This is a genomic window from Secundilactobacillus muriivasis, assembly GCF_054785195.1.
Genome location: NZ_BAABMI010000006.1, coordinates 81,630 through 104,763, shown reverse-complemented (window position 1 = coordinate 104,763; position 23,134 = coordinate 81,630). Strand labels below are relative to the sequence as shown.

The 23,134-nt window shown below is 47.3% G+C and carries 17 protein-coding genes and 1 other annotated feature; of the genes, 13 read left to right on the top strand and 4 right to left on the bottom strand.

Annotated features, from left to right (window positions below):
- Positions 1-79: 79 nt before the first annotated feature.
- The 5 genes from ACYVR3_RS01360 (at position 80) to ACYVR3_RS01340 (ending at position 4,324) form a co-directional block, all read left to right on the top strand.
- On the top strand, positions 80-349 hold the full coding sequence (locus tag ACYVR3_RS01360; RefSeq protein ID WP_461242812.1) for an ACT domain-containing protein: 270 nt from the start codon (positions 80-82) through the stop codon (positions 347-349).
- Positions 350-359: 10 nt separating this feature from the next.
- Positions 360-1,703 carry a DUF711 family protein gene (locus ACYVR3_RS01355; RefSeq protein ID WP_461242811.1) on the top strand — a complete coding sequence of 448 codons (1,344 nt, stop codon included), beginning with the start codon at positions 360-362 and terminating at the stop codon, positions 1,701-1,703.
- 722 nt (positions 1,704-2,425) lie between these two features.
- Positions 2,426-2,746, top strand: a complete 321-nt coding sequence (locus tag ACYVR3_RS01350; RefSeq protein ID WP_054737280.1) for a PadR family transcriptional regulator — start codon at positions 2,426-2,428, stop codon at positions 2,744-2,746.
- Positions 2,739-3,386 (top strand): DUF1700 domain-containing protein, encoded by a 648-nt coding sequence (locus tag ACYVR3_RS01345; RefSeq protein WP_461242810.1) that lies wholly within the window; start codon positions 2,739-2,741, stop codon positions 3,384-3,386. The genes ACYVR3_RS01350 and ACYVR3_RS01345 overlap by 8 nt, the downstream gene beginning before the upstream one ends.
- Complete coding sequence (locus ACYVR3_RS01340) at positions 3,383-4,324, top strand: DUF4097 family beta strand repeat-containing protein (RefSeq protein ID WP_461242809.1); 942 nt, start codon at positions 3,383-3,385, stop codon at positions 4,322-4,324. Before ACYVR3_RS01345 ends, ACYVR3_RS01340 begins: the two co-directional genes overlap by 4 nt.
- Positions 4,325-4,587: 263 nt before the next feature.
- On the opposite strand, the gene ACYVR3_RS01335 is transcribed toward ACYVR3_RS01340, so the two are convergent.
- On the bottom strand, positions 4,588-5,028 hold the full coding sequence (locus tag ACYVR3_RS01335; protein ID WP_461242808.1) for a MerR family transcriptional regulator: 441 nt from the start codon (positions 5,026-5,028) through the stop codon (positions 4,588-4,590).
- A gap of 258 nt (positions 5,029-5,286) precedes the next feature.
- On the opposite strand from ACYVR3_RS01335, the gene ACYVR3_RS01330 reads away from it, so the two are divergent.
- The 5 genes from ACYVR3_RS01330 (at position 5,287) to ACYVR3_RS01310 (ending at position 13,988) form a co-directional block, all read left to right on the top strand.
- Positions 5,287-6,762 (top strand): MDR family MFS transporter, encoded by a 1,476-nt coding sequence (locus ACYVR3_RS01330; RefSeq protein WP_461242807.1) that lies wholly within the window; start codon positions 5,287-5,289, stop codon positions 6,760-6,762.
- Positions 6,759-7,478 carry a DUF4811 domain-containing protein gene (locus ACYVR3_RS01325; protein WP_461242806.1) on the top strand — a complete coding sequence of 240 codons (720 nt, stop codon included), beginning with the start codon at positions 6,759-6,761 and terminating at the stop codon, positions 7,476-7,478. Before ACYVR3_RS01330 ends, ACYVR3_RS01325 begins: the two co-directional genes overlap by 4 nt.
- 1,462 nt (positions 7,479-8,940) lie before the next feature.
- The gene (locus tag ACYVR3_RS01320; RefSeq protein ID WP_268873250.1) at positions 8,941-9,927 is read left to right on the top strand and encodes a ketopantoate reductase family protein; all 987 of its coding nucleotides are present in this window, start codon (positions 8,941-8,943) and stop codon (positions 9,925-9,927) included.
- A 381-nt stretch (positions 9,928-10,308) separates the two neighbouring features.
- Entirely contained in the window at positions 10,309-10,809 is a 501-nt protein-coding gene (locus ACYVR3_RS01315; RefSeq protein WP_461242805.1) for an NUDIX domain-containing protein, read from the top strand.
- Positions 10,810-11,144: 335 nt separating this feature from the next.
- Positions 11,145-13,988 carry a KxYKxGKxW signal peptide domain-containing protein gene (locus ACYVR3_RS01310; RefSeq protein ID WP_461242804.1) on the top strand — a complete coding sequence of 948 codons (2,844 nt, stop codon included), beginning with the start codon at positions 11,145-11,147 and terminating at the stop codon, positions 13,986-13,988.
- Positions 13,989-14,470: 482 nt separating this feature from the next.
- On the opposite strand, the gene ACYVR3_RS01305 is transcribed toward ACYVR3_RS01310, so the two are convergent.
- Positions 14,471-14,959 (bottom strand): pyridoxamine 5'-phosphate oxidase family protein, encoded by a 489-nt coding sequence (locus ACYVR3_RS01305; RefSeq protein ID WP_461242803.1) that lies wholly within the window; start codon positions 14,957-14,959, stop codon positions 14,471-14,473.
- Positions 14,960-15,245: 286 nt separating this feature from the next.
- Positions 15,246-15,478 (top strand) — a binding site (T-box leader).
- Between the two features lie 343 nt (positions 15,479-15,821).
- On the opposite strand from ACYVR3_RS01305, the gene metE reads away from it, so the two are divergent.
- From metE to ACYVR3_RS01290, 3 genes are all read left to right on the top strand, one after another.
- The gene (metE, locus tag ACYVR3_RS01300; RefSeq protein ID WP_461242802.1) at positions 15,822-18,092 is read left to right on the top strand and encodes a 5-methyltetrahydropteroyltriglutamate--homocysteine S-methyltransferase; all 2,271 of its coding nucleotides are present in this window, start codon (positions 15,822-15,824) and stop codon (positions 18,090-18,092) included.
- A complete protein-coding gene (metF, locus tag ACYVR3_RS01295; RefSeq protein ID WP_461242801.1) occupies positions 18,079-18,945 on the top strand; it encodes a methylenetetrahydrofolate reductase [NAD(P)H] in 867 nt (288 codons plus the stop codon). The genes metE and metF overlap by 14 nt, the downstream gene beginning before the upstream one ends.
- A 551-nt stretch (positions 18,946-19,496) precedes the next feature.
- Entirely contained in the window at positions 19,497-20,576 is a 1,080-nt protein-coding gene (locus tag ACYVR3_RS01290) for a hypothetical protein (RefSeq protein ID WP_461242800.1), read from the top strand.
- Positions 20,577-20,823: 247 nt separating this feature from the next.
- Here the strand turns inward: ACYVR3_RS01290 and ACYVR3_RS01285 are convergent, their stop codons facing one another.
- Both ACYVR3_RS01285 and ACYVR3_RS01280 read right to left on the bottom strand, forming a co-directional pair.
- A complete protein-coding gene (locus ACYVR3_RS01285; protein WP_461242799.1) occupies positions 20,824-21,951 on the bottom strand; it encodes a TcaA second domain-containing protein in 1,128 nt (375 codons plus the stop codon).
- A 16-nt stretch (positions 21,952-21,967) separates the two neighbouring features.
- A complete protein-coding gene (locus ACYVR3_RS01280) occupies positions 21,968-22,984 on the bottom strand; it encodes an alpha/beta hydrolase (RefSeq protein ID WP_461242798.1) in 1,017 nt (338 codons plus the stop codon).
- Positions 22,985-23,134 lie beyond the last annotated feature (150 nt).

Here is a 23,134-nt window from a genome sequence, read left to right as displayed (position 1 = left end):
TTGCCGAAAGCGCTACTTTCCCATATGATAATAGATAAGCACCTCGGCACCAGACATTTGGAAGGATGGGAATAATACCATGAAAGCAATCATTACCGTTATTGGACAGGACAAAGTTGGTATCGTTGCGGCAGTTTCTAACCAACTCGCAAAGCTCAGTGTCAACATTATCGATATCTCACAGACTTTGATGCACGGCAGTTTTACGATGATTTTGATGGGTGAATGGGACGAACAGTCAACGAACTTTGAAACGGTGAAGCAGGCACTGACTGAACAGGGCGAAACGCTGGGTCTTGATATTCGCATCCAGCGCCAAGAGTTATTTGACGCCATTCAGAAGTTGTAGGAGGTCACTGATGGAAACCAGACAAATTCTTGAAACAATTCAGATGATTTCGGAAGAACGCCTCGACATCCGGACGATCACGATGGGGATCTCCCTGTTTGACTGTATCGATAGTGATGGCGAAAAGGCGCGTCAAAAAATCTACGATAAGATTACGACGAGCGCCAAGGACTTGGTCAAAGTTGCCAATGAAATTCAGTCCGAATACGGTATTCCAATCGTCAACAAACGGATTTCGGTAACGCCAATCGCCTTGATTGCGGCGGCTAGTCATGATGATAACTATGTGGCGTATGCAGAAACGATGGAACGGGCCGCAGAAACCTTGGGCGTTGATTTAATTGGTGGATTTACCGCTTTGGTTCAAAAAGGTTACCAATCCGGCGACCGTAAGTTGATCGAATCGATTCCCGAAGCGTTGAACGCGACGCAGCGGGTCTGCAGTTCAGTTAACGTTGGGTCAACCCGGTCCGGTATCAACATGGACGCCGTGGCCCAGATGGGGCGGGTCGTCAAAGACATCGCGGCAATCGACCCAGTCAACTGCATGAGCCTAGTCATTTTCGCAAATGCAGTTGAGGATAACCCGTTCATGGCCGGCGCCTTCCACGGCGTTGGTGAAGCGGATCGGGTCATCAACGTAGGAATCAGTGGTCCCGGTGTTGTGAAGCGCGCGTTGGAACAAGTTAAAGGCCAGTCGATCGACGTGGTGTCAGAAACCATCAAGAAGACGGCCTTCAAGGTTACTCGAATGGGCCAGTTAGTCGGTAACGTGGCGGCAGAGCGCTTAAACGTGCCGTTTGGCATTGTGGATCTCTCGTTAGCACCAACGCCAAATGAAGGTGATTCAGTTGCTGAAATTCTAGAAGAAATCGGCCTCGAAAGTGTCGGTGCCCCAGGAACTACGGCAGCATTGGCGTTGTTGAATGATGCCGTGAAAAAGGGCGGCGTCATGGCCTGCGAACACGTTGGTGGTTTATCGGGGGCCTTCATTCCGGTTTCGGAAGACGCTGAAATGATTCGCGCAGTGACAGCGGGACGCTTGAACATCGAAAAGTTGGAAGCCATGACGGCGGTTTGTTCCGTGGGACTTGATATGATCGCCATTCCAGGTGATACGACCGCGGAAACCATTAGCGGTATGATCGCGGATGAAGCCGCAATCGGCGTGATCAACAACAAGACCACGGCGGTTCGGGTAATTCCAGCAACGGGCAAGGGCGTCGGTGAACAAGTCGATTTCGGCGGTCTGTTTGGGACCGCCCCAATCATGCCGGTGAATGCGAACTCGCCAAAGCAGTTTATTGATCGCGGTGGCAGGATTCCGGCACCGATTCATTCGTTTAAGAATTAGAGCGCAAAGAAAAACGTTTAGGGAGTGGCGCGTAAGGGCGTCCCAAGGATACTGGCCGGTTTTTGGCCAGTATCCTTGGGACGCCCTTACGTGCAACTCCCTGTTTTTCTTTGCGCGTTTCGGCGTGGTAGCCTAAAAAATAACCGCAGCCAAACTTCACAGTAGAACCGATTATCCGGAAAGCACAGTTCCCCAAAACGCCGAAACAAACGTAATAGCAATGAGCGTCGCCAGAAAGTCTGTGAAATAGAGTAAACCCCGGTTTTTGGGGTTTGTGGTGGGCGGGCCTTACGTGCAACTCTCTGCTTTTCGGAGTGCATTTCGGCATGGTGGCCTAAAAGAACACACGCAGTCAAACTTCACAATAGAATCGATTATCTGTAAAGCACAGTTCCCCAAAGCACCGAAACAAACGTAATAGCAATGAGCGTCGCCAGTAAGTCCATGGAATAGCGTAACCCCTGGTTTTTGGGGTTTGTGGTGGGCGGCCCTTATGCGCAACTTAGTGACCTAACACCATAATTATTCATCAAAAAACAGGCGCCACCACCCAACAACTAAGTTAGGTAGTGGCGCCTATTGCACATCTAGTAACGGTTTAGAGTGATTTTTAATCCACACTAAAAAAATCCTCTCCAAAAAGCTTGACGCCCACCACCCAATCAAGTAAGATGTATTTGAAATCATATTATACGACGTATAATATTGTAAGGGGTGATAACGTGGCAATTCAAGTGAGTTCAGAATTACTGGACGGTTGCGTGTTAGCGATCTTGTCGAATCAAGATTACTACGGCTACGCGTTGACGCAGCGGGTTCAGCAGGCAATTAAAGTGTCGGAGTCAACAATGTATCCGGTACTGCGACGGTTGAAGAAGAATGGGTGGCTCACGACGTATGACGAGCCGTATCAGGGACGTAACCGGCGTTATTACCAGATAACGGCGGATGGTAAATTGCATTTGGCAACAATTCGGGGCGACTGGACCGAGTTTAAAACTGGAATCGATTCAATGTTGGGGGATGAAAACAATCATGGATAAGTATATTGCGGAGTTTAAGAGTTATCTGAATCAGCTGAATGAGACGGAACTCGCAGAAGTTGTTGATTTTTACTCGGAGTACCTACAAGACGGCGACTTTATTACCTATGAGGAAGCAGTCAAGGAATTAGGAACGCCGAGGCAGTTGGCGCGTAAGGTGTTAGCCGACTATTCAATTCGGTTACTCAATGCACCGGGAAGCGGTAAGAAATCGATTCGGAGTCGAGTTCGAGAATCCCAGTCTCAAGTTCGGACGATTTGGTTGATTGTGTTGGCCATCCTCTCAACTCCATTGACGATTCCGATTGCCATCGCAGTATTAGCGGTCCTGTTTGCGGGGGTTGTTGCCGGTGGTGCGGTGATTTTTGCGATCATTGCGGCCTTAGTCGGCATTTTACTTGGTGGCGGGGCGGCCTTAGCTGTCGGCATTGGCATCTTAGGCACGGCATTTAACACCGGATTACTCTACATCGGTGGCGGGATTGCCGTTATTGGGGCCTTTTTGATTGGTTTACCCATTATTAACTGGCTGATTCGGTGGATGATTCGTGTCACCTTAATGTTCAGTCGTTGGTTATACAGTAAACTAAGCCGGAAAAACCGGGCGGAACAAGCAGAAGAGAGGCGGGACAATCAATGAAAAAGACGTTTATTTTTGGGGTGATCCTGCTGGTCATCGGTGGGGTACTGTTTTCAATCGGACTCGGTAATGGCGGCTTGAAGTCAGTTTACTGGGATGACGGCTTTAAAGTCGATGCTCGGGTATCGAAAAGTGTGAACTATCAAGATGTGTCGGAAATTGATGTTAACGGTAGTGGCATGGGGCCCGTTGTGATTCAACAGGGCGATACGACTGAAACCAAGGTTCGCCTTCACGCTAGTAAGAGTAGTCACGTTAGCATGACGAACCACCAAGGTAAGTTGACGATAACCGGTAACGGTAGCTCAGGCTTCATCTTCGGTTCTCAAGATTTTGATTCCAATCAACAGCCAATCGTCGAAGTGACGGTTCCGGCAAAAACTAAGTTGAAGAGCATTACGCTGGGAAGCGATTCAAACACAACGGTTCAAAACGTATCAACTAAGGAACTGAACGTGAACACGAGTGAGGACCTGACACTATCACACGTTGGTGTTAGTGGCACGATTTACGTTAAAGACGGCGTGTATGGCTCAATCAACCTCAATGACGTTGGCGCTAAGAGTCTAGATATCGATTCTGGCGATAACAATATTTTGATTGAAAACAGCCGCTTCGATGCCCAAAACAGTCAATTGACTACCAGAGACGGTGATCTGACCTTACGTCAAAATACTTGGCGGAACTTAACTATCCAATCTAGCGATGCGAACGTGGACTTCGATCAACAAAACATTTTGAAGACCATGCAGGTTCGGGCGGAAGATGGTCACATCAACGGTCAGATCGAACCAAGTAAGCACGTGGGTATTACGGCCAATGCTTCGGATGGTCATGTAACCTTGTATGGTAAGGATACTGGTAACTACGGTAGTATGAACGCAGAGAAGACTTACCAATTGAGTGCTGATGATGGGAATATTGTGATTTCAAGATAGTGTGCGGAGCAAGACGGGTTGAGAGCGTAGTGTAAGTCGACTCCGGTGAAAGCGCCTGGGTCTGGCGGTTTTACCGGAGTTGACTTACGCATAGCTCTCAGTCTTGCGTAGCACCATTCGGCACAGTAGCCAGAAAGCACGGCATACGGCTTTGACAAGCGAAGCGACGACAAACAGCCAACACAAAACAAGCCCAACGACACAGACACAACAAAAAACGCACCCACCAAATTACGGCGGGTGCGTTTTTAATATCACTAAATTTATTTATCTCTCGGAATCAACTTTAAATCCGTATGATCTTCCTTAACTACAGCATATAAAACTTCATTTTGATTTTCGTTAAGGTAACCCAGATTAACGGCGGGATAACCATCAATTTGATCAATCCCTTGGAATCGGTCAACAATGGCGTGCTTGATGACGTCAATGGCTTCTTTGCGCTGATCGGCTTTCTTAGCCGCCGCTGCGAGGGTGAATCCTTGTTCCATATGGCGCTTGATGACAAAGACTTTGATTAGAGTGGCGTACGTATATTTTCGATTTTGGCCGTTTTCCTTAGCGCTTGTGATGTAACCTTTTTGCTCCCAGTATCGTAGTTGACTCTGTGAAACTCCGGTTGCCGTGGCGACATCACCGATACCTAAGTGCCATTCAACGTTACGACTCATAAACGCTAATTCATCGTGAAATTCACTACTCAACTTAAATCCTCTTTTCTGAAAAGTTTTCTAAAAGTTCGTTCAAATTTTGAAAATTTTGTAATAGCTTTCATTCCCGGCGTTAACGGGTTCTTGATTGTTAGGATTGTTCATAACAATGGCAGATTTAACAACAACTAGTATATATTATTAAATAATATTGTCAAGATTGTTGACAAATTCCTTAAAAGTTATTATTATAGTCAACAGTCGTTTAAAAGGAACGAAAAACGAAATTTAAATAAAAGAAGGTTGACTTAAGTGAACAAAGCGGTTGATATGAATGGGAAACCGTACAGCCGAATGATGATGATCGTCATTCTGTTAGTCGGAACTTTTTGTACGGTTTTAAATCAAACGATCTTGGCCACAGCATTTCCAACCATCATGGACGCGTTCAATGTATCAACAGCGACCGTTCAATGGTTGACTACTGGGTTTATGTTAGTTAATGGGATTATGATCCCAATTAGTGCTTGGTTAAGCACGCGGTTTAATACAAAGTGGTTATACATTATTGCAATGGTTATTTTCTTTGCCGGAACAGTAGTCGCATATATCGCACCAAACTTCGGTATCTTATTAACGGGTCGTTTGATCCAAGCAGTTGGCGTTGGGGTAACCATGCCATTGCTACAAACGATCATGTTATCAATTTTCCCGCCAGAACGGCGTGGATCTGCCATGGGGCTTGCCGGGATCGTTATCGGGTTAGCACCAGCCATTGGCCCAACTTTGTCAGGGTGGGTCATTGATAACTTTAGTTGGCGTGACTTATTCGGGATGATCATTCCAATCGTCGCAGTTGTCATTCTTGCTAGTTTCTGGTTTATGAAACCCGTCTTACCAACTAAGAAGGAAGGCATTGACGTCTTATCAGTTGTCTTATCAACAATTGGGTTCGGGAGTCTGTTGTACGGCTTCTCGACTGTTGGGGATGACGGCTGGGGCAGTGCCAAGGTCATTAGTTTCTTAATTGTCGGGGTCGTTGTCGTGGGGCTCTTCGTTTGGCGTCAACTTAAAATGGACGATCCATTCTTGGAACTCAAGGTTTACCGCTCAAAGCCATTTATGGTCTCAGCAATTTTAAGTTCGATTGCTAACATGGCCATGGTTGGGGTTGAAATGGTTATTCCATTGTACTTACAAGTTGTTAAAGGCATGTCAGCTTTCCACTCTGGTTTAACGTTGTTAGCCGGTGCCCTGATGATGGGGATCATGAGCCCAATTACTGGTCGGGCCGTTGACCGTTACGGTGCCAAGCGCCTATCGATCATGGGGATGTTATTGCTGACCATTGGCTCGATTCCATTTATCTTCATTACTAAAGATACCCCAACTGCATATATCGTTGTCTTGTATGCTGTTCGGATGTTAGGGATCTCAATGGCTATGATGCCTACAACTACGGTTGGGATGAACGCTTTACCTGTTCGATTGATTGGGCATGGGACGGCCGTTAACAACACCCAGCGGCAAGTTGCTAGTTCCGTTGGGACAGCCATTTTAATCAGTATTTTGACAAACATTACGAATAACAATCTGCCAGCTAAGCACTTGTTGAAGACGGATCCGTTGGCTTACAAGGACGCTGCAATCAACGCAACGTTGTCTGGCTACCACGCAGCCTTTATTGTTGCGGCCCTCTTCTGTTTACTGGCACTCGTGACCGCCTTCTTCATGAAGAACCGTGGGGAAGTAAGCGATTATCCAGTTGATGGAGGTGAAAGCAAATGATCTTAGTCGCAATTGCAGTCTTTACCATTCTGTCCTTTGTTTTCTTCATCTACATTGATAACAAAGCCACTAATTTGATTTTGACCCTGATCGCCGTATTAGGTCTGATTGTTTCCAGTTATTTCGCTGTTAACAACTGGAAGAACCACTACGGGTTGGAAAAATACACGGAAACCACCAGCAAACAGGTCTATTCCGTAAGTCCATCCAAGCAACTTCAAATGATTCTTTACCAACCAATTGGGACGAAGAACAACAAACAGGTTTACATCTATAAAGCTAGCGCAAATGCTAAGAAGACCAGCACCACGCAAGCAACGAGCACGACCACGAACAAGTTGAAGTCCACGACTGGTAACACCCGCATCGTCACTAAGACGGTTCGCTGGCGTTACAAGAGTGGTGCCGCTAAGTTCTGGTTCGGCTTGACTGGTGAAAACCACAAGTTTGTGAAGCGGACGAACTACATCTACGTTAACAAAAACTGGGTCACGTTAACCGTTGCCCAATCAAAAGCGCTCTCCAAGCAAATGAAGAGCAAGACTTACCAAGCTAAGCTGAAGGCGGAAGCCAAGGCCTTTGTCACCAAGCAGGTTACTGCTGCCATGACGAAGAACCCAACCATGTCATCGGCCGAACAAGCTAAAGTCACTAAGCAAGCCACTGCGCAATTCCAAGCACAGGCTGTGCAGAAGCTGATTGCTTCGCTTAAATAGTAATTTTGAAAGATTCGGTGTTCTTTGTTGAATATCGGATCTTTTTTGCTGTCGTTTGTGTCCAGCGTAAGCATGTATAGTTTGTGAAATTCGGTAATTCTGGTTTTTTTGTAGTGGGAGGATGCCGCGGGAGGCTCCGGCGCTATGCGAGGCTGGAACGCAGTGGCGGGCCTACGAGCTAGGAATGGGCAAAAAGCGCCCATGCCGGGATCTCTCCGGACCCGCGTATGACTAAAGCACTCGCAGCCCGAACCCCACGGACTACGACTGCTTAAGTCATACCGACACTGCTGAGCCCCGCGTGCCTCCGCCTCCCGCTACATGGTGCGCTGTCGGTAACCAGAACCGCTGACTGTCACATTCTGAAGTTAGCGAAACTGCGTGATGGCAACGTTGAACGGTAACTAAACAACCGCAAAAAACGATTGTGCTCAATGCTCAGTAATCACAATGAATCACCGATTGAGTGATGCTGAACTTCATCGGTTGAACGTCACGTTTATGCTGATTCGACGAGACAATATTACCGTTCAACGTGTTTTGAGATGTTCTGCGATAGTGCCGAACTGCGCAATGTGAGATGGAGGTAAGCGGCTAGGTGGATGCTGTGTCGCGATAATTGGTGGTTGTTGGCGTTCTTTCCGACAACCGCCAATTATCGGGGACGAATCTAAGACTCGCGCGGGTTTTGGCGAGGCTTAGATTCGAGGGCTGAGACCGTTCTTTGGCTCAGACCGGCCCCACCAGCAGGAACCTAGCCGCTTACCGGAATCGACCGTTTACGCAAATCTCACTTCACAAACTAAACAGAAAAATGCTTACGCTGGACACAAGCAACAGCAAAAAAGTTTCGAACGCATAAACGTTGATGTGGCAACTATGTGAGCAATAATCTAAAACGGAGATTGAAATTATTTTGCCAAAACCATTGACAGAAATCAAAATCCCCAGTATTATGTGAGCATAGTTAGAAAACGATGAGATGCGATGAAACCTTGAGGATTAGGTGGAAGCGATCGGTTAAGAGAGCGTGGCTGGTGAGAACACGTACGATCCTTCAGCTTAAAGTTAAGGCGGAGCAACCGATTCTTGATTAATAGGAATCGTGGCCGGTAACCACTACCTTACCACCGGATGAATACGTCCGGACTGAGCCGATTGTGTGATGCAGTCGGAAACTAAGGTGGTACCGTGCGAAAGCGCCCTTAAGCAGAGATGCTTAGGGGCGCTTTTTCTTATCGTTTTCGTAAACACATAGTTTCATATAGAATTACCAACACATATCGTTTCAACACATAGGTTCATCTATAGCATTACTAACACATATCGCATCAACACATAGTTTCACAGATAGCATCACGAACACACATAGCGTCAACATATGAGTACCAACATATAGCAACAACATATCGTAACACCACATAGAACAACTGATGTAACAAACATCGAAAGGATGACACATATGACAAAATATACAGTAATTGGTGCAGGTGCAATGGGACTTCGTTACGGGGTATTGGTTCAAGAACGGACTGGCAATCAAGTGGACTTTGTTGATACTTGGGAACCCAACGTTGAAAAAATCAAGGAACAGGGCGGCGTTTACGTGTCCCGTGATCATAAGGACCGCCACATGGTACCGATCAATGTCAGTTATCCTGAAGATTATACCGGCGATCCGGACGTTTGGATTATCTTCGTTAAGCAAATGCAATTAGCTGACATGTTGAAGCGGTGCGCACCGCTATTCAAGGAACACCAATATGTATTTTCAGCAATGAACGGCATGGGCCACATTGATAAAATCAGTCAGTACTTCCCAGATAACCACATTGTTGGCGGGACGGCGATGATCGCCACCGTACTTAACGGACCAGCCGATGTTGATTTCATGGGCGCACCTCGAATCGGGGAAATGCACATGTGCAACAAGACGGAGACCAACGATGCGATGACGCACCAAATCTTCGATGACTTCAAGGATGCTGGCTTAGGCCCAATCATGACTGACAACTTCATGGGCACGTTGATGTCCAAGGTGGTCTTCAACGCCGTGGTCAATACATTATGCACGATGTTTGAAATTCAAATGGGTCAATTTATTGAGTATCCAGGGGTTAAAGACATGGCGACTCAGTTGATGAACGAATCATTTGACGCCTGCGAACGGGCCGGTATTCACTTAGTTGAAACCCGTCAGGCCGAAGTTGAATCGGTTGATTACGTTAGCCGAGTTGCTAACCCATACCACTACCCATCCATGTACCAAGACTTCTCGAAGGGCCGTCCAACGGAAGTCGATTACATCAACGGGTACATCGCCAAGATCGGTCGCGAACACGATTACGTTTGCCGGACGCACGAGTTCATTACTCACGAAGTCCACATGGCCGAAATGATGCGCAAATACAAGCAACAACCTGCAGCAGCAACAGTTGCAGCTAAATAAACACATAAGTACTTTAACCATAATCGGGCAACTAAATTGGCGCCCCACATAGCACACTCACACATAGCGTTACCACACATAATCAGCACTACTAACACATAGCTTTAAGTTAACACTCCTTATAGACAAACACATAGTTTCTCATCAAGTTAAGATGCCCGGACCAGAACCTCACACTGGTCCGGGATTTTTTTGTGCGTATTATCTCAGTGGTCCGCTTAAATCGCCGAATCGGAATTGTTGGCATCAGAATCACGGTTGCTGCTTATCAAAGCGAACGAGATAAAATTATGGCTACAACTTGGTGGCCAAATCGCCTATACTTTAATGGAATAAAGAAACGGCTGGCACTAAGTCGCTAGTCAGAATCGAAGTGAGTTTATGACCTATCAATTTTGCCCGACCTGTGGCACGAAACTGATTGCCAAGGTGGCCGGTGACGATGGTGAAACACCGTTTTGTCCCCATTGTGAACGTTACTGGTTTCCGATTTTCGCAAGTTGTGTAATGGTCCTGGTTGCAGATCAGTACCACGACGTTGCGTTGGTGAAGATGCCATATCTATCAAAGCAGTACGAGTCATTGATCTCCGGGTACATCAAACCCGGTGAAACGGCCGAAATTGCGGCTGTTCGAGAAGTTCAAGAAGAACTTGGTGTCCATATTGACCACTTACAGTATGCTGGCACCCACTGGTTCGGTCCAAACAGTGAGCTGATGCATGGGTTTATTGCGGTGATCGATAAGACGCCGCTGACCAAATCGGCCGAACTCAGTGTTGCCCACTGGGTACCAGCCGCTAAGGTACCGGACGTCATGTTCCCTGAAACGCCGGATAACGCGGCGTACAAGGTGTTCCGACGGTATTTGAAATTATTGTGACAGTTTTGAAATACTGCCGCGAGTTTTAAAAATTTGGGTTGAAGATTGTCCAACAGACACCCTAGATAGAGTCGCCAAATCGGTTGTGATTGTGTTTAAATCATAACCGATTTTTTTTTTTGACCTTGAATAAATGTTGATATAATGGCATCTATTACCGATGTTATAACGTTCCATTAATAGGAAGAAACTAGTAATTAGTAAGTAAAGTAGCATGATTCTAAATAATGAGTGATTATGATATGATAAGGCTGTAATGGAATGCTCTAAACCACTATGGGGAACTAGTGCTTTAGACCGTAATTAGCAACTTTATACCTTGGAGGGGATTGCTTATGAATCAACATAGGAGTAGTTTTGGAGAACCCAAAACGCATTTTAAGATGTATAAGAAGGGTCGTAAATGGTTAGTTGCCGGCGTTACCGTTGTCGGTATCGGGCTAGGAACGCTGGGTGTGACAACCACGTCAGCGTCAGCGGATGTGACCGATACGGATGCGGCAACGACTGAATCGGCTAACGTTAATGCGGTTAAGACCGATAAGCAGGCAACGTTGACGGCAGGGACGACGAGCGACACGGCAACGACAGACAATACTGCAACGAGTGCGTCATCAACGACCACCGTTGAAACACCAACGACGACTAACAGTAGCGATGTTGCTGAAACTGCAACAACGCCACAAGCTGACGAACAGGGATCAGCGGCAACAAACGACCAACAAACTGCGCCGGTGGCTGATTCAACGACACCTAATCAATCAGATACGACAACGACACCAAAACAGTCAGACACAACGACTGCCCAATCAACGATGGTCACTAATTTAGGTGACGTAACGGCTACGGATGTTGATGCAGCTAAAGCGGCTGGTAAGGTAGCTTATGAGACTACTGGGACGCCGCAGAAGGTTACAGCGGTGGCTGCGACTACGGCGGATGAGTTGAATTATAGTGCCACCCAAAATAATGCAGTTCAATATTTTGACCGTGATGGGAATAAAATTGGTTTTGGCGGGAGTACTGGAAGTTCATACGCCCAAAACGAATTGAATCCAATAGCTGAGATTTTAGTGACGAATAGCACGATTAGTGAAAAAACACCAGATCAAGCTGGATGGTCAGTAGACTATGCTAACAGTACGGTTAATGTGACGGTGGATGGTGTTAAAACAGCCTATACAGTTGATGAGTATTTGAATAAGGTACTGGGTGTTGGTCTCAACGCAACGAATGACCAATTAGCAACGGTCAATCAAGCGGCGCAAGATACATTGCTTAATGAACCGAATACAGTCATCAAGTCACTTTGGGGGACAAAATTTATTGTTGCCGGTACAGCTGTCCAAAATGCGTACGATAAGGCAATTACAACGAATAGTTTAGCCGATCGGTATGACTTCTTGGCTCGTGCGAGTTATTTGCAACAGCCAGAAACCCTTAAAGTCGGTGGTCAAGTTTCAGATTGGGTTACCAACTACGTCTTATTCGATCCAAACGTTACAGTCGAAACGCCATACACCACTGAAGTGAAGGACGCCAACGGCAAGACGATTTCAGGACCACAATCAGCTACGAACACCTACCACGTTCAAACGGATGCGGATGGCAACATCATTTCGGTTGACGATGATATTGCAACACCAAGCATCACCGACACCATTCCAGATGGTCAAACTTTGACTGGCATCACGATCGTTGATACGACGAACGTGAATGGTCTTGTCACCATGGTGACCTACGACCCAAGAACCGGGATGGGCAACGTGGTAACGGTTGACAATGACAGTACTTGGAACATGGCACAGGAACAAGGTAGTGTTGCGGCTTCGGCAAATGCTAAAGCAATCGTGGATGGCATCATTAGCAACTCAGGCAACCAGTACACAACTTCGTTTAGCAAGGTTGCCAATAAGGACACCTTGTTGGCCGACGGGAACGTTAACCAAATTTCGACGGGCACAACAATCACTTATACCGTGACGGCTGATGCGACGATTAACACGTCTTACACCACTGAAGTTAAAACGGATACTGGCAAGGTCGTGGGACCAACACAAACGGGGAACAATAGTTACGCCGTTCAAGTTGATGCTGATGGCAACATTGTGTCAGTTGATAAGGACAAGACGACCTATGGCGACGTTACGAATCAGATTCCAGCGGGATACGATTTAACCGGTGTGACGATCGTGGACGATACGACTAGTGTTAACCACACCGTGACGACGATTACCTACGATCCAACGACTGGTGTGGGTAACTATGTGCTAGTGACGACTGACCCTGACACGGGTGAGACGGTTACCACGGATTACGCCGCAGAACAAGGTAGTGCGGCCGCTTCAGAAATGGCAAAAGCGCTGTATGACGCCATTATCACGGGTAAGGACAACACCTACACAACGTCATTTGCGAGTCTTAATAGTCCGGATAATTTGCTAGAAGGTAACATTCATCAATTGGCTGATAAGTCGACCATTACCTACAACGTCAAAGCACAAGCGACGAGTGGGACGGTTGAGTACGTCAACCAAGACAATAACCAAGTGGTGAAGGAAGATCAATTGAACGGCAAAGTTGATGATAACGGCACTTACACGGTCGTTGTTCCTGAAGGCTATGAATTAGTGCCAGGTCAAGATACCAACATTGACTACACGTTAGCGCCAGATAATGGTACTAAGCTTACGGTAAAGATCCGGCCGATTTCAAATACCGGGGACGGCGGTACGACTGGACCAACAACTGATCCAACGAATCCGACAAATCCAATTGATCCGACAACACCGGAGACGACTCCAACCACGCCTGAAACCACCCCAACGACCGATCCAACTACGCCGGCAGAACCAGAGCCAACGGTTGTGATCCCAACGGAGAAGCCAGGGCAAAAACCAACGGCTAAACCTGAAGTTACCCCAGAACCAACGACTAAGGTGACGAAACAAGCGGCGACTGCGGTTAAGACTGGGACGTCAGCTCGAGTCGGTGTGACCGGTCAGACGGTTACAGGGACCCCAAGTGAAACTGTGACCGCTAATGCTGAATCGGCAACTGCGGCTGAACGGTTACCACAAACAAACGAGTCAGAAACACCTACGACTGTGATGGGTGTGGCTTTGCTGGGATTGATGAGTTTGTTGGGTTTGGGTGTTAAGAAGCGCCGGGAAGATTAATTGAATTTGGTTGATTTTTCTGGATTGAGTTAGGAAAATACGGTAAATAAAAAGACGAGTGGGAGGTAGACCACTTGTCTTTTTTTGTTTGTAGGGTTGGTTGTTTTGGGGTGATTTTTGTGAGAAAAAGCTTGTCGTGGCACTCGAAAAACGGGCATCTTTCTGGATCAAGGTGCTACTGGCGATGCTCATTGCTACTACTTATTTTCGGCGCCACTTGGGCTTTTAGTTGGCAATAATCGGCATTATTTTGAAGCTTGTTGACGTTATTGCACTTATTAGCCTGCGCCGAAATGAGCTCCACAAAACTGAGAGTTGCATATAAGGGCACCTAAGTAATACTGACCAAGGCCCAGCCAGTATTACTTAGGTGCCCTTATACTCCACTCTCAAAGCGTTTTACTCCACTCTCAAAGCGTTTTACTCCACTCTCAAAGCGTTTTACTCCACTCTCAAAGCGTTTTGCTCCGCTCTCTAGCTCTCTATTCTCTATGCTGCTTCCCCGTCAATTGCTCAACATCAACCCGGATCACACCAACATATTCCAAATCATGTTGTTTAATTTCACCCGGGAGATCTTCGCCGGTTTCGTGCTTTAACAGTAAGCGCAGGGCGTGCTCCTTTTCAGTTAAATCATCAATCAGCGTTGCTGTACCAGTTCCTAGGACACTTTGGTAAAGGGTGCTGAAATGGCTGAGTTGTTGTGGGTCTTCCGGCACGAACAACTTTGCGTTGGCCACGATGCTAAACGAAACGTTTGGGTTGGCGGCAATCAAGTCGCGCTTCTTACCCGCTGGGGCACCGTGGATGTACAGGTGGAGTTTGTAGTCCGCATCGTATTCGTAACCGTAGTTAACTGGGACGACGTAAGGGGCTGGGGTATCATTGATGGCTAGGTTTAAAGTGCGGCCATCTTGGACGATTTGTTGTAGCGTTACGGATTCAGTTACTTCGCGTTCAGTTCTTCTCATGGTAAAAACTCCTTTGACTGTGTCAGGGCTAGCGAATGGTCATGCTGAGCCAAGTATTTGGATGATAAAGCGAGGTAGACCAATTGGGTACTTTCTTCAGCTGGTCAGACTCCCCATTTATTATAACGTGTAAGTGATTAAATTAAAAACTAGTTAATCGACTTGTGATAGCGGTTTAATGGTTAAGATACCGCTGATAGTAACAGATATTTGATAATCGAAAAAAACAATCAGGACTGGGACTTGACATTTAATTTTAACCGGGTTATCATGTTCCCACGATATGAAAAAGAGATGAGAAGATGAGTAACGTTCTTAACTGTCTAAGAGAACCGCGGTTGGTGTGAAGCGGTACGGGGCGAACGTGAAGATGGTCTTCAACTAAACGGATGGACGAGCGCAAGTAAGTTCATCATGGGTGTGCCCATTACAGCGCTGAGGTATCAACAGGTACCCAATGAGGAAGTGGATGGAAGTCCGCTTCGAACTAAGGTGGTAACACGAGCAATCGTCCTTATTCTCGCACTATGCGGGAGTAAGGGCGATTTTTTTGTTTAGGTAATCTCATCAATGACGAAGGGAGGAAAATATAGTGGCCAAGATCTGCTACTTACATTGTAATAAAATCGCAACTGCTAGTTTTCTACTTGGTGACGGCATTGATGGTCAGGTCATGCAGCGCTTCAGTTGATTCGATTTAAATTGAAGTGACCCACTGACAGGTTCAGGTGTCACCGTAAATTGTTCGGCCGTATCAGCAACTCATCAATCCGAAAGGAAGATCGATGGCTCACTGATGCTCTGGAGCAGCGACGGTACCTGAACGGACACGCGCACAAACGCGCAAAGGAGATAACCGTTTATGACAACCACAATTATTGGATACCCACGTATTGGCAGTCACCGTGAATTAAAGTTCGCCGTTCAAAAATACTTCAAGCACGAGATCACCGCTGACGAATTGGCCCAAACCGCCGCTGAACTGCGCCAACAAAACTGGCAAACGATCAGTGATGCTGGCATTGACCAATTAACGTCTAACGACTTTTCGTACTACGACATCACGTTGGATACGGCAACGTTGTTCAACATCGTGCCAAAGCGTTATAAGGATCTGAACCTCTCAACGCTTGACGAATACTTCGCCCAAGCGCGGGGCTACCAAGGTGATAACGGTGATGTGACCGCTTTGAGTATGAAGAAATGGTTTAACACCAACTACCACTATTTGGTACCAGAATTCGATGACGATACCGATGTGAAACTAGTCGGAACGAAGATTTTTGACGAATACAAAGAAGCTAAGGCTCAAGGTTACGCAACTCGTCCAGCCTTGGTTGGCCCTTACACCTTGCTACAATTAGGCCAATACAACGGCAGTAAGCAAGCCCGTGATTACGCCGCTGACTTGATCAAGGCCTACGATGCCGTTTTGAGTCAACTGGCTGACTTGGGTGCGGAATGGATCCAATTAGACGAACCTGCTTTGGTGAAAGACCAAACGGAAGCTGATTTGGAACTCTTTACCGACATCTACAAGCCACTTTTGAGCGGCAAGCATGGCTTGAAGGTCTTAGCTCAAACTTACTTCGGCGATGTTCGTGATAGTTACGACCTGTTGACCTCCTTGGATTTTGACGGCTTAGGCCTCGACTTCTTGGAAGGCGCTGAAACTCTCGACCTCGTTACCAGCAAGGGTTTTCCAGCTGATAAGACGTTGTTTGCCGGTGTGATCAACGGCAAGAACATCTGGAAGGCCAACTACGACGAAAAACTCGCGTTGATCAAGCAATTGCCAACCGACAACGTTGTGTTGACGACCTCTTGTTCATTACTCCATGTGCCATACACGGTGGAGAACGAAGATAAGTTGGCGGATAAGTACATCAAGTATCTAGCCTTCGCTAAGGAAAAGTTGACTGAATTAAAGGATTTGGACAACATTTTGGCCGGCAACGGCGCGGATGCGTTGGCTGCCAACCAAGCCCTTTTCGCTAAACCACGTTACGAAGAAAACCAAGCCATCATTGACCAAGTCGCTGCTTTGAAGGAAAGTGATTTCCACCGCGAACCATCCTTTGAAGAACGGGCTGCCATCCAAAAGAAGGAGTTCAACTTACCAGAACTGCCAACAACCACGATCGGCTCATTCCCACAAACCCGCGAAGTGCGTCGTAACCGGGCCAAATACAAGCGCGGCGAGATCACTAAGGAGCAGTACGATCAATTCAACCGCGACCAAATCAAGGCCTGCGTTGAATTCCAAGAAAAAATCGGTATCGACGTGTTAGTGCACGGGGAATACGAACGCAATGACATGGTTGAATACTTCGGTGAAAAACTCGACGGTTTCCTGTTTACCCAAAACGCTTGGGTTCAATCATATGGGACGCGTTGTGTTAAGCCACCAATCATCTGGGGTGACGTTTCACGGAACGCGCCAATCACGGTTGCCGAATCCGTTTACGCTCAAAGTTTGACTGACAAGCCAATGAAGGGGATGCTGACCGGTCCCGTTACGATCCTGAACTGGTCATTCCCTCGTGAAGACATTTCGAAGAAGGAAACCACGCTCCAAATCGCGTTGGCCATCCAAGAAGAAGTGTTGGATCTTGAAAAGAACGGCATTAAGATCATCCAAATTGATGAAGCTGCCTTGCGCGAAAAGTTACCACTGCGGAAGTCAGACTGGTACAGCCGTTACCTTGATTGGGCCATTCCAGCGTTCCGGTTAGTTGGTAGCAAGGTTCAAGCAACGACTCAGATTCACACCCACATGTGCTACAGTGAGTTCGGCGACATCATTGATGCCATCGATGATATGGATGCTGACGTGATTTCATTTGAAGCCTCACGGGCTGACTTGACACTGTTGGATACGCTACAAGAAGACCACTTTAAGACCCACGTGGGCCCTGGTGTTTACGACATTCACTCACCACGGATCCCATCCGAAGCTGAAGTTGCGGGCACGATTCACAAGATTTTGAAGAAGGTGCCACTGGACAACGTTTGGATCAACCCGGACTGTGGTTTGAAGACACGGGGCACGACTGAAACCACTGCTAGTCTGGAAAACGTTGTAGCGGCAACGCACCAAGTACGTCAGGAACTCGCTCATGAAGGTCGTTAATTGTTTCAACGAACGCCCCGTGATTTCGTTTGAAATTTTTCCACCACGGCCAAATGCTTCTGAGAAGGCTTTGGACAGATTTTACACATCGTTAGAAACGTTAGCGAGTTTGAAACCGGCCTACATCAGTGTGACGTACGGTGCTGGTGGTGGGGACAACAAGTCTGGTACGTTAGATTTGTGTCGCTACATCAAAGAGCAGTACGGCATTGAAGCGGTGCCCCACATTCCGGGGATCAACTTCACGAAAGCTGGCGTTCAACAGTATTTGAAAGAACTTGAAGCCGATGGGTTGGACAACGTCCTGGCGTTAAGAGGGGACTTACCCGAGGACGGCCACATTCCCGGTGATTTCCAATACGCTAGTGATTTGGTGACGGAAATCAAGCAGGATGGGGACTTTAACGTGCTGGGTGCGTGTTACCCGGACGTTCACCCGGAAGCAAAAGATAGCGTAAGTGATATTAAAGGACTCAAATGCAAAGTTGACGCAGGGGTTTCTCAGTTAATTACGCAACTCTTCTTTGAAAATGAGCATTACTACCAGTTTTTGGAACGTTGCGAACTAGCCAGCATCGATGTCCCGGTTCAAGCCGGCATCATGCCAGTGGTCAACGAACGCCAGATCCGAAAAATGGCGACGATGAATGGCGTGGCGCTACCACCAAAGTTCCTGAAGATGATGGCCCACTACCAAGACAACAAAATCGCCATGAGAGACGCCGGTATCGCCTATGCGGTGGACCAAATCGTCGACCTTTTGTCAGAGGGCGTCGATGGGGTGCATCTGTATACGATGGATAACCCGGTTGTGACGAAGCGGATTTGTGAGGCAATTGCGACGCTGATTTAGAGAGCGGAGCAAAACGGTTTGAGAGTGGAGTATAAGGGCACCTAAGTCATACTGGCTGGTTTTTGGCCAGTATGACTTAGGTGCCCTTATATGCAACTCTCAGTTTTGCGGAGCTCGTTTCGGCGCAGTATCAGAGAGTGGAAAAAGACGATTAGGGAGTGGTGTGTAAGGTAACTACGATGAAAGTGCCCGGGCCTGGCGGTTTTATCGTAGTTACCTTACATGCAACTCCCTGTCTTTTGGAACTCATTTCGGCGCAGGCTAATCAAAGTAGTAACGTCAACAAACTTCAAAATGATGTCAATTATTGCCAACCAAAGCCCAAGTGGCACCGAAAATAAGTAGTAGCAATGAACATCGCCAGTAGCACTCGGAAATAGCAATGTACTCCCCGGTTTTTGGGGGGGTGCTGGGAGGGCCTTACATGCAACTCCTGTCTTTTGAAACTCATTTCGGCGCAGGTCGTTTATTTGCATTTCTCACTACGCACCCCCTAACCCCGCCCCAAAAACTGTGGTATCCTTAACCCATCAACAATAGGGGGTATCATCATGAAAAGTAGATCAATCATCCTCACCATCGCCGCTAGCCTAGGGGTGCTAGCAGCAACTATAACCACGGCACAGGCCGCTAGTTACAAGCAGTCTAGCAATGCCATCACCCAGTACACGGGCAATAGCCTGCGAACGGTGAATAACACCGCCACGGGTTTCGTCAAAGCTGGCGCCTACCAGTTTGCGAAGGATCCGAGTGGCACCAACACCATCAGTAGTGTTGGTGGTAACCAAAAGTGGACGTTGAAAACGAAGTATCAGTTACCAACGACCCATGCGGCGAAGGGGAATACCAAATACGATATGACCAATCCGCAGTCATTTGCCTACGACGGCGGTCACTACCTGTACGTGCTGTACCAGCCACACTACACGCCGGGCATGACGAACAAGGGTTTCGTTGCGCGGTTTGATATGAACAAGCTCAACAAAATGTCATACGCTAAAACTCAAGCTGCCATGGATAGCAAATCCGGCAATTCGGCAGTTAAAATTGGCGGCATTTTTACCACCGGCCACGGTCAGTCGCTGGCTTACGATAAGAAGCATAAGTCGCTGTACATGTGGCGCGATTTAACCATGAAGGCGACTAGAACGTCAACGCTGCAGCGCATCAGTACCTCATCATTGACGCCCAATAAAGCAATCACCTTCCACATGACCAACCACGGCGTTAACGTCCCGGGTGGCCATGAATTAACCTTTGATCATAGTGGTAACGCCTACTACTGGACCGTTTCTGGGTCGAAGGTGAAGGTTTATAAGGGAACGATTGGGACAAAGACGGTGCACTTCCGCCTGACGAAACAATTGTTCACCCGGCGTCCAGGCACGCATGAACAGGCCATCGGTTACAACGCGCATAATGGTCGGCTATACCTCGTGGCGGACGATTCGATTACGAGTTTCCCAGCTAAAAAGTTAAACGGCAACGGCTCGTTGAAGTCGAGTGATTTTAAATACAGTAAGTTCAATTCTCACCGCGAATTTGAAGCGCTGGCTTTTGATAATGCCGGTCACGGTTTACTGTTGTCGAACCGAAATCCGGAGGTTTTGCGGTCGACTAGTGCTTATTAGATTTTAGGAGTTAGATTGACAAGTATCGAACTGGCGTCTTAACTCATAGTTGGTTAAGGATATTATTGAGATTCAAGACGGTTAACTAGCCTAAACGCGTGATAAAACGCAAGTTCCGTTCATATAAGACAATAGCGGCGTAGACTCCAAGAATCGGAGTCCACGCCGCTATTGTCTTATTCTAGGACTTAATCACGTTTTGGGACGCCACTTATGCGCCAAGATTCTAAACGCTTTGTTTCACACGCTACTCTTCAAACTTTCCCGTCGACTCATCCAATGAACTCGAAATATCATGGATCTGGTCATACCGGTAAGTTTCGTCGTACTGGTGCGTATCCTTGTCGTACGCCTTTACTTGAAGGACATCTTGATGCGGCCAGCTGACGATGTAGGTGTAGTCGTCATAGTCGAAGCCGTAGTCATCGGCAATTTCGTCGATGCCGTACTGTTCATCGCCGCTGTACTCTTCTTCAAACAGGCCGTGGTTGTTGTCGCCACTGTCTGAGTTATCGACGTCACTGCTTTCGGATGATGACGAAGCCGAAGCACTTGAACTGTTGGTAGCTTGGGTCGCAGTCACTGGGGTATCACTGTCAGAATCATCGTTTGGTGTGGAGAGGTCGATCTTGATACTCTTGGCCTGTGCTGAAACAAGATTCTTCGTAACCGATTTTGAATTATCGGCACTGCCACCAAGCTTGAAGGTGTAGCGACCGGGGAACAGGGGGCCTGCTTTGTAGGAATAGTTGGTGTTGTTGGCCGTTGCCACGTTCAACCCGTTGAGGCTAATAGTAGCTTGGTCGATGTTGGTGGTCACCGTTGGATACATGGCGATGGTTTCCAGTTTGTATTTAGGGAAAATCAACGCTTCGTGCCCGTCCTTAACGAGTTTAAAGGTACCATCACTGGTTTGGTCGGTAGTCAGCAGGTCGTTTTTCATGTTGGCCAAATACTGCTTGTCTTGATCCAAATAAGTCATGAACGGCGCTAACCCCTTCGCGTTGATCGACAGGCTTGGATCAGTGGTCGTTAGGAACTTAACGGCCCCGGTCTGGTCCCGTTTTTGGAGGGTGGTGATCATGTTGTTGACCTGCTTTTGCTTACTATAATTGCTGTTGCCCCAAGCGTAGAGTCCACCTAAAATCACGATGACGACAAGCACCGCAATCAGCCACTTGCGCTTACCGTTACCGGTGTGGTGGCCCGTGCGGCGAGCTGGCTTAGTTGTCGTAGGTGCCGTTGGTGTCGGTTCGGACTGTGACGTTGATGTTTCTTGATTAGTAGTAGCTTGTGGCGTTAATTTTTGACCACAGTTACCACAAAAGGTATCGGTAGCACTGATTGGTGTGCCACATTTAGGACAGTAAAGCATGATTGATCACCTCAAATTAGGATTTAAATTGCTGAAAAATATCACGGTAAGCTAATGGTAATGCATGTTGCCAGTACGACCAGTTGTGGTTGCCGAAGTGGTCCACTTGATAAACGGGTCGAAGGTGCTGAGCGCGTAACTGTTGAACGAAACGGTTAACATCGGCAACGGGAACGGTGGTGTCCTTTGATGTTGTCTCAATGTAAAAGTGAGCAGGCGCTTTAATCTGTTTCAGATAATTGGGCAATTCCCGGCTTGGTTGATCCTGTTCAAACGTTCGTTGGCTAAACGCTCCGTTAACCTTAAACGCTGGAATCTGCGTGTTCGTTTGAACGGTTGCCGGTACCTGCTGCCAGATGGCGGGAGAAATCAGCGCACCAGTTGAAAAGAGGTGCGGGTGTCGGAAAATCAACCGAGCAGCGCCGTAGCCACCCATGGAAATCCCACCAATCGCGCGTTTAGATTGACCAGCGAGATGGTAGGTCGCTACTGTTTTAGGGACTAAATCATCAACAATTGCGCTTTCCATTTTGCCACTGGCGTTATCGAGGTAAAACGAATTGCCGCCATCTGGGAAAATTGCGACAACTGGGATGCCGGTTTGCTTGATCAGCCGGTCAAGGTAGGCTTTCGAGTCCGCTTGGGTGGTGAGGTTCGTTTCGTCACCGTAAAGCCCATGCAACATATAAATGCTGGCGAAGCGGGTGCCACTTGCCTTTAAGCGTTGGTAATTCGTTGGCAGGTAAACCCGGTATCGCCATTGGCGGTGAAGTTGTGGACTGTAGAAGCTCAGTGCCTTTACAACGCTAGGCGTAGCGGGTTGGCTGTTTACCGTCACCGTTGCTTGCTTTTTCGGCTGAGAAGTTGTGCTCGTCGATTGGGATGAGTTGTTGCTGCTTTGGGTTGCGGATGATTGCGCTGTGTGGTGAACTGGTGTAGCAGTTTGAGGCGTCATTGCGTGAATCAGACCGCCAACGACCAGAATCAGGCAGGCTAAACTGACTACGATAAGTAACCCAATTTTCTTTCTCATAGTGCCTCCTGAATATCAATAGTAATATGGTTAAATTAGTTTAATCTTACAAAACTCTTAGTGGAATAACAAGGTTTAGTTGATGGTATGATCAGGTTTAATACGGCACCTTTTTACTGGGTAATCTGTTTGGATTAATTGATACGTCAG